Here is a 12,640-nt window from a genome sequence, read left to right on the forward strand (position 1 = left end):
GACGCCGGGGGCAGAGGGACCCCGGCTAGCCGAAGAGCCCGCGCCGCGGGTGCCGGATGACCAGCGAACCGCCGTGGACGCGGCCGCTCAGCACGTAGCGCGGGTTGCCCATGCGGCCGTTGCTGCGCGTCTTGTCCTCCATCGCGCCGAACTTGACGTCGCTGATCGCGTTGAGGTCCACCGCCGCGTGCTCCGGGATGATGATCTCGACCGAACCCCACTTGGCGTCCAGCTCGATGTGCACCACCGGCGACTGCACCTGCGCCTCGGTGAAGTCCAGCTTCGTCGACCCGTACTTGTTGCGGACGACCAGCTCGGACGGCACCACCCACGGCCCGCCGCGGTGCAGCGAGGAGTACTTCGCGTTGAGCTCGAACCGGCGGCCGGGCGCGTACCCCACCGGCGGCGGCGCGTACGCCGGAGCGGCGGCGACGGCCGCGCTCGGGTGGTACAGGCCGGCGAGGTCGGCCAGCACGGCGTTCAGCTCGCCCCGCGTCCGCGACGCCAGCGCGCGGTCGGTCCGCTCGGTGAACTCGTCGAGGTCGATCATGCCGCGGCCGATCGCCTTCTGGAGCACGCCGACGACGTGCTCGCGCTCGTCGTCGGAGACCCGGAGGTCGCGCTCGCTCAACGGCTTGGTTTCGGCTGCCGCGTTCTCTTCCTCGCCCATGGTCACGATGGTAGAACCGGATCTCACCACGCAGATCGGGGGAAAACCCTGAACGGACCCGGATTCCGCGGTGCCGCCCTCTGCGCGGCGCTGGTTCTGCTGGCCGGGTGCACCGGCGAAGAAGTCACGCCACCGCCGGCCACGACCACGACCGCACCGCCGATCACTCCACCGCCGCTGCCGGAAGGGCTCACCGGCTTCCGGGCGACCGGCGGGATCGGGGTCACGGCGCTGCTCCCCACCACCGGCCCCACCCTGTTCGACGCCGACCGCGGCGCGGCCGCCACGCCGCCCGGCTACCCCGGCGGTGACACCGGGCTGAGCGTGCTCCGGGTGGGGAAGGACGCCGTCCTGACGGCCTACCCGCCCTACACCCACAGCACCGAGCCGTTCGAAATCCTCCGCTACACCGGCCCGTCGACCCCGCCGCGGTCGCTCGGCCGCGCCTGGTCGGTCGCGCCGGACGCCGCCGGCGAGGGCGTGTGGCTGATCCGGCAGGACGCGCCGGACGACTGCCGGCTCCAGCACGTCCCGCTCACCGGTGGCGAGCCCGACCGCGGGCAGCCCGCCAGCTGCCGCACCCGGGTCCGCGCCGAAACCGCGCACGGCCTGCTGATCACCATCAACTCCGGTGCTGCCGAATCCACCGACGCGCTGATCGACCCGGCGACCGGCCGCACGGTCGAGCAGGCGCCGCGCGTCCTCGCCGTCGCCGGGGACCGGATGCTGCTCGACGGCCTCACCGACCTCACCCTCGTCGACCTGCGCGACCACGTCCGCAAGAAGCTCAGCCGGCCGTCGATCGGCGGCCAGCCGACCGTGGCCGTCTCGCGTGACGGCGTCCTGATCGCGGTCGACTTCGCCAACGCGGCCTACCGCGGCACGAGCACGCAGATCCGGGACGTCTGGCTGCTCCACCCGGACACGCTGACCTGGGAACACGCGCCGGGGATGCCGTACGTGACCGAGCACCTCAAGCGCGGCGGCGGCCTCGACTGGAGCGAGAACGGCGACCTCGTGCTCGCCGACGGCGTCATCGGGGCCTGGCACCCCGGCGAACCGAGCTGGCGCCTCGGCTCGGCCAAGCTGCCACCGGGCGACTGGTCAGGCCCCGCCGTCCTCCCCTGAGGGTCACTCCTCGTCGAGGCCGTGTTCGATCGCGTAGCGGGCCAGCTCGACGCGGTTGTGCAGCTGCAGCTTCCGCAGCGTCGACTGCACGTGGTTCTCCACCGTGCGGTGCGACAGCACCAGCCGCTCGGCGATCTGCCGGGCGGTCAGCCCCTTCGCGACCAGGCGCAGGACGTCGGTCTCGCGTTCGGTCAGCCGGGGCGGCTCGGCGCCCGCGGTGTCGCCGGCGGACGCGTCGGCCATCCGCCGGTACTCGCCGAGCACCAGCCCGGCCAGTCCGGCGGTGAACACCGGGTCGCCCGCCGCGGTCCGGTGGACGGCGTCCACCAGCTCCGCCGCCGACGCCGACTTGACCAGGTAGCCGGACGCGCCCGCCTTGACCGCCTCCAGGACGTCCTTGTGCTCCCCGCTCGCCGACAGCACCAGCACCTTCGTCGACGGCAGCGCCGCGGTGATCTCGCGGGTGGCGTCCACGCCCGAGGTGGTGCCCAGGTTGAGGTCCATCAGCACGACGTCCGGCCGGACGGTCCGCGCGATGCGCAGCGCCGCGTCGGCGTCCGGTGCGGTCGCCTTCACGTCGAAGCCGTGCTCGGTCAGGTCGCGGGCCACCCCGTCGCGCCAGATCGGGTGGTCGTCGACGACCATGACCGAAATCCGCGGCTCGCTCATTTCGCACCCCTCGTGCTCGGCACCCTGACCTCCCACTCCGTGCCCTGACCGGGCCCGGTGTCGAGGGTCGCGCTCCCCCCGAGATCGCGGACCCGCCCCCGGATGGATTCCACCACGCCGAGGTGCCCTTCCGCTGCCGCTCGCTCGAGAACGCCGTCCGGAATGCCCGGTCCGTCGTCGCGGATGCTCACCACCACTTCGCTGCCGAGGTCCTCCAGCAGCACCCACGCGTGCGCGCCGGGGCCCGCGTGCTTCTCGACGTTCGCCAGTGCTTCGCGGGTGACGGCGACGAGCTCGTCGGTGACGCGCGCGGGCAGCTCGACGTCGTCCGCCGGTGTCGAGACCTGCACCGACGACGTCGCGAGCAGCTGCAGGGCCGCGCGCAGGCTCAGCGTGCCGCTGTCGTTCGGGGTCAGCGGCTCGGTCGTCACCAGCGACCGCAGCGCGATCTCCTGCTCGCCGGCCAGCCTCGCCAGCTCCGCCGCTTCGCCGCCGACCTCGTTGCCGCGCTTGCGGACCCGGGCGAGCACCTGCAGCACGCTGTCGTGGATCGACCGGGCCAGCCGTTCCCGCTCGGCCGTCGCCGCTTCCTTCCGCAGCGCCTGCTCCAGCCGCGCCGCGGACCGGCGGCCCATCGTCGCGGCCATGCCGACCAGCAGGCCGGCGGCGGCGAGCAGGACGCCGTCACGGGCGACGTCGAGGTCGAACTTGTCCCGCGCCAGCCCGGTCGCCACGCCGACGACGAGCCCGGCCAGCACGCCACCGCTCGCGCCGAAGCGCGCGCCCGCGGCGACCGGGGGCACGGCCGCCCAGACGGTGGTGATGAGCGGGACGTTGAGCATGAACTGCTCGTCGCTGAGCACCCACGGCGAGGTCAGCAGCAACGCCGTCGTGAACACCAGGTCGAAGGCCACCAGTGCCGGCGGCCGCGTCCGCTCGCGCAGGTAGAGGAAGCTGCTGACGACCGACCACAGCGCCATCACGCCGACGATCGCCCACGCCAGCCACTCGCGCTGGTAGTGCCCGCTTTGGACGATCACGGTCCCGCAGGCGAACGCCCACGTGAGCCAGCGGAACGCGATCACGCCCCGCCACATCGGCGTGATCGGATCGGGGGTCCGCCGGACGGTCACGGCCGTTCGGCTTCGTCACGCTTCGGCGGCTCGGCCGGTGACGCGTCGTCCTCCTCCTCGCCGAGCGTCGCGAGTTCGGCCTTCGGCCCGCCGGGCTCGGCGTCGTTCGGCTGCGCGGCCTGGTCCTTGAGGACGTCCACCTCGGCCGGGTCCGGGTTGGTCTCGTGCAGCAGCGACCGGACGCCGGCATTGAGCACGGCCAGCAGCGGCACGGCCAGCAGCGCGCCGGCGATCCCGCCCGCGACCAGGCCGGCGGTGATGGCGAGCACCACGGCCAGCGGGTGCAGCTTCACCGCCCGCCCGAGCAGGAGCGGCTGCAGGATGTGGCTCTCCAGCTGCATCACGCCGATCACGATGGCCAGCACGATCACCGCGCCGATGAAGCCGTTCGTCACCAGTGCGATCAGCACCGCGACGCCGCCGGTGATGACCGCGCCGATGATCGGGATGAACGCGCCGATGAACACCAGCGTCGCCAGCGGGATCACCAGCGGGACACCCATGATCCACAGGCCGATGCCGATGCCGACCGCGTCGACGACGGCGACCGCGGCCGTCGCGCGGACGTAGCTGACCAGCGACGCGAACCCGCGGCGCCCGGCGACGTCGACCCGGTTGCGGACCCGGTTGGGCACGGCGCGGACCAGGAACGTCCAGATGCCGTCGCCGCCGCTGAGGAAGAAGATCGTGATGAACAGCGTCAGCAGGAAGCCGGTGAGGATCTCGCCGACCGTGCTCGCCGTCGTCAGCGCGGTCGTCGTGATGGACGCCTGGTTGTTCTGGATGAACCCGATCGCCTGGTTGATGAAGTCCTGGATCTGCTCCTGGCGCAGGTGCGGCGGCCCGTTGAGGAGCCAGTTCTTGATCTGGTCGAGGCTCGCGTTCACCTGCTGCTGCAGCTGCGGCAGCCCGGAGGAGAACTGCGTGATGACGAACGTCAGCAGCCCGCCCAGCACGGCGAGCCCGGCGATCAGCACGATCGCCGTCGCCAGCCCGCGGGGGAACCGCACCGCCACCAGCTTCTGCACCGCCGGCGCGAGGAGCGCCGAAACGAGCAGGGCGATGGACAGCGGGATGACGACCACCGAGAGGTAGCCGATCACCCAGACCACGGCGTACAACGCGGCGATCACCACGATGAACCGCCACGCGAGTGCCGCGCTGATGCGCAGGCCTCGCGGGATCAGCCCGGTGATGTCCTCGTGCTCCGGCAGGAACGGGTCTTCGCGTCGCGCGTGGGTCACCGGCTCACCGTACTGGCAACACCGTCCGATTCGGCCGCTTTCCGGGAGCCGAGTCCGACACGCGTGACAGCCAGCCGTGATCACTCGACGTGAAACCCGATCGCACGCTGTGTTCTTCACACGATGGGGGCATCAAGTCGTGTCGAGGATGCGAGCGGCGTCGCGGATTTGGTTAGGTCGCTACCGCAACGGCAGATCGCCGGACTTCCACCGCAGCACCGAGGAGATGCACCAGTGGCCGACCACGCGACGAACGAGGGGCAGGGCGCCAAGCGCGCCGGCCGGCTCGTGTCGCGTGCGCTGCTGGTGCTCGGCGGGGCCGTGGCCGGCACCGCCGCCGCGTGGCTCGTCTCCGGTGCGACCGCTTCCGCGGACACCGTCGAGGTGGGTACCGCCCCGATCGCCGAGGCCGCCACCGGCAGCATCGGCGACGTCGACAACGGCGCGACGAACGCGGCGAACGACGTCTCCACTTCGGACTGCCACCAGGACGCCACTTCGTGGAGCGAGCCGTGCGCCCGCGTCCTCGGGCACGAGGTCTCCGACCGCGTCAGCGACTCGGTTTCGGACCTCGCCGAGGACGCCGTCGTCAGCCCGGCGCAGCGCACCCTCGGCGCGGTCGAGCACATCGTCCGCAAGCCGCAGGACACCCGCGAGGTCCTCGAAAAGACCTTCACCCCCGAGCCGGCGCACGACGTGCTGCAGCTGCTCGACCCGGCCGGCGACGGCGACCTGGTTCCGCTCCCGGGCCTCGCCCCGGTCGAGCAGGAGCCGGTGACCGCCGGCCTCGGCCAGACCACGGACACGGTCGCCGCCTCGACCGTCCAGCTCCCCGCCGCGCTGCGAGCTCCGCTCGCGATGCCGACGGGTTTCCAGCACGACGACGTCACCGGTGCGGGCGAGTCCCGCGATTCCCACCGTGACCTGCCGTCGCCGCTGGCCCCGGTGCAGCTTCCGGTTGCGCCGTCCGTCCCCACCGCCCCGGGTGGCAGCACTGCCCCCGGTGGTCACCTCGACGGCCTCAACTTCGGCGTCCCCTTCTGGACGACCGAAGCCGTCGACTCCGCCGTCGCGGCCATGAGCCGCGCCGGCCTGCGCACCGCGATGCGCACCCCGGGCGAGCAGCCCGGTGTCACTCCTGACTGAACACCTCCTTCACGGGTAGCTGACGCGCCCAAGTCCGTCTTCAACTGACGGCATCCGCGTCCGCTCAGATCCCGTGACACGGCGGTGCGCTTTTGTGCGCCCGCAAGAAGTTCTTTCCCCCTCCGGTGCGGCTCGGACCCGTTTCGAATTCGACGAGCGCACCCCCATAAGCCCGCAAGGGAACCCGAAATAAAGGAGAAAAACCCCATGCAGACGTGGGCAAAGCGCGGACTCCAGACCGCACTTGTCACGGGTGGGTTGCTGATGCTGGGTACCGGCATCGCCTCGGCCGACGAGAACGTCAACCCGGACGCCCCGGCGTCCCCGCTCGACCTCAACGTGACGGTCCCCATCCAGGAGGCCAACAACGCGGTCGGGACCCCCTTCGGCCAGCTGGACCTGCCCGCCGGGCAGACGGAGCTGAGCACCAAGCCGGTCACCAACGCGGCGAACGAAGCGGCGAAGCAGCTCGACGAGGCCAGCCCGATCAGCCAGAGCACCCTCGGCGGTGCCACCAAGGCCGACGGCGCGGGCGCCTTCACCCCGGGCCACAACAACCTCAAGGGCAACAAGGTCACCGGCGACGTCGTCGTCCCGATCCAGATCGTGGACAACGCGGTCGGTGCGATCGGCGACGCGACCGTCGAGGGTGGCGACCACACCCAGACCTGGGAGCACAACCAGGACATCGCGACGACCGGTGAGGACTCCAGCCTCGCGGGCAACGCGGTCGCCCTCGACTGGGCGCTCCCCGTCCAGATCGCCGGCAACGGCGGCGGCGTCGCCGGCGGCACCGGCCGCGTGACCGGTGGGTCGGCCAGCCAGAGCACCACCGAGACCGGGAACGTCGACACCAACGGCGACGGCTCGGCCCTCTCCGGCAACGTGGTGGCCGGCCAGTTCGCCACCCCGGTGCAGGTGACCGGCAACGCCGCTTCGTACCTGCTCGGCAACGGCCAGAGCCACGGCTACTCGGCCGACACGGTCGCCACCTCGGGCGGCTCGCTGTTCAGTTCGGGCGACCAGGCCAGCGGTTCCGGCAACGTGGTCGGCGCGCCGATCGCCCTGCCGGTCAAGTTCAACTGCAACTCGGGCGCCGTGTGGGGCTCGCTGTCGAACTCCGACGGCTGCAACACCTCCGCCGACGCCACGGCCGGTGACACGCGCGAGGGCAGCCTCGGCATCCCGACCTACCTCGAGACGAGCGGCAACGACTCGTTCCTGTCCGGCAACGGCGGGGCGGCCTCGCTGTCCCCGATCGCGAACGTCGCGGGTGTCGCGGGTTCGTGGATCGGCAACGCCACCGCGGGCATCCCCGAGACCGGCAGCTCCTCCAGCACGGTCGACTCGGGCGGCTTCGTCAAGACCGCCGGTGACAACGCGAGCGGCTCGGGCAACGTCCTGAACCCGTCGGTCGCGCTGCCGGTCGAGGCCTTCGGCATCGGTGGCACCTACATCGGCCAGGCCAACGCCGCGCACGACAACACCACCGACGCCAACGCGGGCAACGGCAGCTACACCCGGGGCAACGGCTCCGTGCTGGGTGGCAACATCGTCAACACCCAGACCGCGGGCGCGCCCGAGGTCTTCGGCATCGGCGGCAGCCACATCGGCAACGCGACCGGCACGGCGACCGAGGACAAGACGGTCACCGCCGGGGCGTACGACGGCACGCAGGGCAACGACTCGTCCGGCTCGGGCAACGTCGTCCAGGTGCCGGTCGGCCTGCCCGCCGAGGTCTTCGGCGTGGGCGGCTCCTTCATCGGCCAGGGCTCCGGCTCGGCCGAGGAGACCAAGGTCGTTTCCGGTGGCGGCGGTGGCTCCACCCAGGACGACAACGGCTTCCTGAGCTCCAACCTGGGCACCGTGCCGGCTTCGCTGCCGGTGCAGGTCGCCAACATCGGCGGCGCGTTCGTCGGCCAGGGCCACGGCAAGGGCTCGACCGACACGACGTCCAACGCGGGCGGCGACGTCACGGCGAACGGCCCCGCGGGCGCCGGCGCCGGCAACATCGTCGAGGCCCCGGTCTCGCTCCCGGTGCTGGCCGCCGGCAGCGGTGCCGCCCTCGCGGGCATCGGCACCGGTGAGAACGACAACATCACCGACTCCTCGGCGGGCGGCGACGCCCTCACCGACGGTCAGGGTGGCGCGCTCACCGGCAACATCGTGAAGGCGCCGGTCGCCGGTGTCGCGCAGCTCTTCAGCGACGGTGTCGCGGGTGGCGCGCTGGGCCACGGCCTGGGCACCAACGACACCACCTCGGTGGCCGGCGGCGACGCCACCACCAACGGTGACGGTGGCTCGGTGGCCGGCAACATCGTCGGCGCGGACGCGCTGCCGGTGGTGCAGGTCTTCGGCGACGCGGTCAGCGCCGCGGGTGTCGCGACCGGCACCGGCATCAGCACGACCTCGGTCCAGAACGCGGGCGACGACACCACCTCCGGTGTCGAAGGCGCGATCTCCGGCAACATCCTGGACATCCCGGCCACCGCGATCGCGCAGCTCTTCGGCGACGCCGTGACCGTGGGCGGCGTCGCGCACGCCGTCGGCGACAACACGCTGACCACGCAGAACGGCGGCGAGCCGACCACCGAGGGTGACGGGTCCAGCCTGTCGGGGTACAACTTCTACCACGACATCGTGGCGCCGGTGCAGATCTTCGGGGTGCCCCTCGAGCTGCTGGGCGTGGCCACGGCCGACGCGACCGACATGACGAGCATCGACGGGGAAGCCACGGACGCGGCCGACTCGATCGCGAACCCGGTCGAGGGTTCGGAGCTGGGTGCCGGCGAGCTGCCCTCGCTGACCGGGCTGGCCAGTGGCCTGCCGACGGCGGGGCTGCCCACCGCGGGCCTGCCCGCGCTGCCGACGGCCGTCCCGGCGCAGCGCGCCGACGTGCCGGTGTCCCCGATGGCCGGGCTGCCCCACCTGCCCACCGCGGGTGGCCTGCCGGGTCTGAACGGGCTCTCGGGCCTGGGCGGTTCCCTGGCCGGGGGCGCCCAGCGCGCCGACCTGCCGACCGGTGGCCTGCCGGTGCACATCCCGGCCCTGAGCGGCGGCCTGCTGCCGGCCCTCCCGGCGCTGGGTGGCACCGAGCGTGCCGACCTGCCGACCGGTGGTCTGCCCGTCGCGCTGCCGGCCGTCCCGGCCCTGCCGGTCGCCCTCCCGGTGACCCCGGCGCTGCCGGCCACCCCGGCGCTGCCGGTCGCGCTGCCCGCGACCCCGGCCCTGCCGACCGCGCTGCCCGCCGCCCCGGCCCTGCCGGTGAACGCGAAGCTGCCGGTGCTGGACAGCGCGGCCCCGGCCGCGCAGGTCCCGGCCATGTCGGGCCTGGACTCGACCGGCTTCCTCGCGAAGCTGCTGGGTCTGGTCAAGCGCAAGTAGTTCTGGACGCCGGGCGGGTTCAGCCAGAGCCCGCCCGGCCCCGTACTCCGCCGTCACGGGCAGGCGTTCCACCGCGCCGCGAGGGTGACCTCGCACGGAGCGCCTCCCACCCGGGATCGCGGTTATCGAAAAGGCTCTCCTTCCCTGGAGAGGACGAACCCCAGGAGCCGACCCGGCTCCTGGGGTTCGTTCGTGTTCCGGGAAGGTCAGGAGAACTGCAGGGACCGCTTCGCCAAGCCGTGCCAGAAGCCGTCGATCACGGTGCGGCCGGAGCTTTCGTCCGAGCTGGCGCCGAGGGAGACGAACAGCGGCGCGAAGTGCTCGATCCGCGGGTGCGCGAGCGCGGCCGCCGGCGCCTTGTGCCGGAAGTCGAGCAGCGCGTCGACGTCCCCGCTGTGCAGGACCTCGTCACCCCAGTGGTCGAACTCGGCCGACCACGCGGGCGGCGTCCCGTCGGTGGCGCGGGCCATGCCGCTGAGGTTGTGGGTGAAGAAGCCGCTGCCGACGATCAGCACGCCTTCGTCGCGCAACGGCGCGAGCTTGCGGCCCAGGTCGAACAGCTCCTGCGGGTCCAGCGACGGCATCGAGACCTGCAGGACCGGGATGTCGGCGTCCGGGTACATCTCGACGAGCGGCACGTAAGCGCCGTGGTCGAGGCCCCGCTCCGGCGCGTCGTGCACCGGCGTGTCCGTGGAGCGAAGCAGCTTGCGCACCTGCGCGGCCAGCTCCGGCGCGCCGGGCGACGCGTACTTCACCTGGTAGTAGCGCTCGGGGAAGCCCCAGAAGTCGTAGACGAGCGGCACGGTCGTCGTCGCGCCGAGGGTCAGCGGCGCCTCCTCCCAGTGCGCCGACACGACGAGGATCGCGCGGGGCTTCGGCAGGTCGGCCGACCAGCCGGCGAGCTGACGGGTCCAGGTGGCGTCGTCGGCGAGCGGCGGGGCGCCGTGGCTGAGGTAGAGGACCGGGGTGTGGGTCATCGGACGCTCCAGTGATTGAAAGTTCAACTACTAGAGTACTCGACGCCGGGAGCCCGCGGGATATTCCTCAGGCGGCTTCGAGGTTGGCCGCGCACCGCTCCAGCGTGCGGATCGTCGTCCGGTAGTCCGCGTCGTCGATGCCCTCGGTCGCGGTGGCGCGGAAGGATTCGACCCGCTCCTCGACGCGGGCGTGGGCCGCGCGGCCCGCTTCGGTGAGCTCGCCGGTCGCCGCGACCCAGCCGCGGGCGCGCAGGTCGGCCACCTTCGGGACCATTGAACCGTCGGCGGCGACGAACGGCGCCATGGCCGCGTCGACCTCCTCCGGCGTGCGGGCGCCCAGCGCGATCGTGTTGAGTACCAAGGACCCGGGTCATAGAGGATTCGTGCAGTTTGGAGGTGGAGCAACCATGACGGACGCGGTGGCCGACGTCGAGCGCGCCATGATCGCGATCCGCCGCAGCCAGCAGCGGCGGGCCCTGAGCCGGATCGGCAAGGCCAGGGGCCGCGGCGCGCACGACCCGGTGCACGAACTGCTCGACGTCGTCGAGGAGCTCGGCGATCGCGGCGAGCCCAGCACGGTGACGGCCTTGAGCGCGGCGATGGGCGTCGACCAGCCCCGCGCGAGCCGGCTGGTGGCGCGCGCGGTCGAGCAGGGACTGCTGCGCCGCGAAGCCGATCAGCGCGACGGGCGGCGTGCGGTGCTCGTGCCGACGGAGGCCGGCCAGGCGCACCTCGACGAGCTGCACGCCTTCCGCCGCTCGGTTTTCGCGGAGGTCATGGCGGACTGGCCGGAGGTGGACCGCGACACCTTCGGCCGGCTCCTCACCGCGTTCGTCCGCGGGTACGGCGCCCTCGGTTAGTCGTGCGAGAGGTCGACGAAGCGGCTGTAGTGCAGCTGGTGGGCGACGGTGATCGTCGCCGTCGGGCCGGCACGGTGCTTCGCGATGATCAGGTCCGCCTCGCCGGCGCGGGGGTCGTCGCGCTCCCAGGCGTCCGGGCGGTTGACCAGGATGACGAGGTCGGCGTCCTGCTCCAGTGAGCCGGACTCACGCAGGTCGGACAGCATCGGGCGCTTGTCCGTGCGCTGTTCGGGACCACGGTTCAGCTGGCTGATCGCGATCACCGGGACCTCGATCTCCTTCGCCAGCAGCTTCATCTGCCGCGAGAACTCCGAGACTTCCTGCTGCCGCGACTCGACGCGCTTGCCGGACGTCATCAGCTGGAGGTAGTCGAGGACGACGAGCTTCAGGTCGTTGCGCTGCTTCAGCCGCCGCGCCTTCGCCCGGATCTCCATCATCGTCATGTTCGGCGAGTCGTCGACGAACAGCGGCGCCTCCGACACCTCGCTCATCCGGCGGGCCAGCCGCGTCCAGTCGTCGTCGGACATCTTGCCGCCGCGCATGTCGGCGAGGCGGATCTTCGCCTCGGCCGAGAGCATGCGCATGACGATCTCGGTCCGGCTCATTTCCAGGGAGAAGATGACACTGGTCAGGCCGTGCCGGATCGACGCCGACCGCGCGAAGTCCAGGCCCAGTGTCGACTTACCGACACCCGGGCGGGCCGCGACGATGATCATCTGGCCCGGGTGCAGGCCGTTGGTCAGCTCGTCGAAGTCGGTGAACCCGGTCGGGATGCCCTGGGACTGGCCGCCGCGCGACGCGATCGCGTCGATCTCGTCCATCGTCGGCTGCAGCAGCTCTTCCAGCGCGACGTAGTCCTCGCTGGTCCGGCGCTCGGTGACGTCGTAGATCGCGGCCTGCGCGCGGTCGACCACCTCGTCGATGTTCGCGCCGTCGGCCGCGGCCGCGCCGTAGCCGTACTGCACGATCCGGGTGCCCGCCTCGACCAGCCGGCGCAGCACTGCCTTCTCCGAGACGATCTCCGCGTAGTACCCGGCGTTCGCCGCCGTCGGCACCGTCGCGATCAGCGTGTGCAGGTAGGGCGCGCCACCGACGCGGCCCAGCTCCCCGCGCCGCTCCAGCTCCGCCGACACCGTGATCGGGTCGGCCGGCTCGCCACGGCCGTAGAGGTCGAGGACGCAGTCGTAGATCGCCTGGTGCGCGGGCCGGTAGAAGTCGTCGGGACCGAGGGCCTCGATGACGTCGGCGACCGCGTCCTTGGACAGCAGCATGCCGCCGAGCACGGACTGCTCGGCCGCGATGTCCTGCGGCGGCTGGCGGTCGAACCCGCCACCGCCGCCACCGCCGCCGTCGGGTGGCGGCTCGCTCGGCCCCGGGTCGGACTCCGCGTACATCGGACCTCGGTCGTCGGTCAGCGCCACCGCCCCGG

Annotated in this window: 11 protein-coding genes; 4 read left to right on the plus strand and 7 right to left on the minus strand. The window is 72.3% G+C overall.

Annotated elements, in window-relative coordinates; all coding sequences use genetic code 11:
• Nucleotides 1-25 precede the first annotated feature (25 nt).
• A complete protein-coding gene (locus tag SD460_RS06320; RefSeq protein ID WP_290057234.1) occupies nt 26-670 on the minus strand; it encodes a DUF1707 SHOCT-like domain-containing protein in 645 nt (214 codons plus the stop codon).
• A 333-nt stretch (nt 671-1,003) separates the two neighbouring features.
• On the opposite strand from SD460_RS06320, the gene SD460_RS06325 reads away from it, so the two are divergent.
• Nucleotides 1,004-1,798 carry a hypothetical protein gene (locus SD460_RS06325; protein WP_290057236.1) on the plus strand — a complete coding sequence of 265 codons (795 nt, stop codon included), beginning with the start codon at nt 1,004-1,006 and terminating at the stop codon, nt 1,796-1,798.
• A 3-nt stretch (nt 1,799-1,801) separates the two neighbouring features.
• Here the strand turns inward: SD460_RS06325 and SD460_RS06330 are convergent, their stop codons facing one another.
• From SD460_RS06330 to SD460_RS06340, 3 genes are read right to left on the minus strand one after another with little or no spacing between them, the layout of a single operon-like run.
• Complete coding sequence (locus tag SD460_RS06330) at nt 1,802-2,467, minus strand: response regulator (RefSeq protein ID WP_290057238.1); 666 nt, start codon at nt 2,465-2,467, stop codon at nt 1,802-1,804.
• Nucleotides 2,464-3,600 carry a MacS family sensor histidine kinase gene (macS, locus tag SD460_RS06335; protein ID WP_290057240.1) on the minus strand — a complete coding sequence of 379 codons (1,137 nt, stop codon included), beginning with the start codon at nt 3,598-3,600 and terminating at the stop codon, nt 2,464-2,466. The genes SD460_RS06330 and macS overlap by 4 nt, the downstream gene beginning before the upstream one ends.
• Nucleotides 3,597-4,844, minus strand: coding sequence for an AI-2E family transporter (locus SD460_RS06340; RefSeq protein WP_290057242.1), 1,248 nt, complete (start codon nt 4,842-4,844; stop codon nt 3,597-3,599). Before SD460_RS06340 ends, macS begins: the two co-directional genes overlap by 4 nt.
• Nucleotides 4,845-5,078: 234 nt before the next feature.
• Here SD460_RS06340 and SD460_RS06345 point away from each other — a divergent pair, with 234 nt between their 5' ends.
• Together SD460_RS06345 and SD460_RS06350 are read left to right on the plus strand one after the other, a co-directional pair.
• Nucleotides 5,079-5,990: a hypothetical protein gene (locus SD460_RS06345; protein ID WP_318305984.1), complete on the plus strand. Its 912-nt coding sequence runs from the start codon at nt 5,079-5,081 to the stop codon at nt 5,988-5,990.
• A gap of 207 nt (nt 5,991-6,197) precedes the next feature.
• Nucleotides 6,198-9,374 (plus strand): beta strand repeat-containing protein, encoded by a 3,177-nt coding sequence (locus tag SD460_RS06350; RefSeq protein ID WP_318305985.1) that lies wholly within the window; start codon nt 6,198-6,200, stop codon nt 9,372-9,374.
• Between the two features lie 206 nt (nt 9,375-9,580).
• Here SD460_RS06350 and SD460_RS06355 read toward each other — a convergent pair whose 3' ends face one another.
• The gene (locus SD460_RS06355) at nt 9,581-10,351 is read right to left on the minus strand and encodes a dioxygenase family protein (RefSeq protein WP_290057248.1); all 771 of its coding nucleotides are present in this window, start codon (nt 10,349-10,351) and stop codon (nt 9,581-9,583) included.
• A gap of 67 nt (nt 10,352-10,418) precedes the next feature.
• On the minus strand, nt 10,419-10,712 hold the full coding sequence (locus SD460_RS06360; protein WP_318305986.1) for a helix-turn-helix domain-containing protein: 294 nt from the start codon (nt 10,710-10,712) through the stop codon (nt 10,419-10,421).
• A 46-nt stretch (nt 10,713-10,758) separates the two neighbouring features.
• On the opposite strand from SD460_RS06360, the gene SD460_RS06365 reads away from it, so the two are divergent.
• Nucleotides 10,759-11,211, plus strand: a complete 453-nt coding sequence (locus SD460_RS06365; protein WP_290057250.1) for a MarR family winged helix-turn-helix transcriptional regulator — start codon at nt 10,759-10,761, stop codon at nt 11,209-11,211.
• Here the strand turns inward: SD460_RS06365 and dnaB are convergent.
• Nucleotides 11,208-12,632: a replicative DNA helicase gene (gene dnaB / locus SD460_RS06370; RefSeq protein ID WP_318306546.1), complete on the minus strand. Its 1,425-nt coding sequence runs from the start codon at nt 12,630-12,632 to the stop codon at nt 11,208-11,210. The genes SD460_RS06365 and dnaB overlap by 4 nt on opposite strands.
• Nucleotides 12,633-12,640: the final 8 nt, after the last annotated feature.

It is taken from the genome of Amycolatopsis solani, assembly GCF_033441515.1.
GTDB lineage: Bacteria > Actinomycetota > Actinomycetes > Mycobacteriales > Pseudonocardiaceae > Amycolatopsis > Amycolatopsis solani.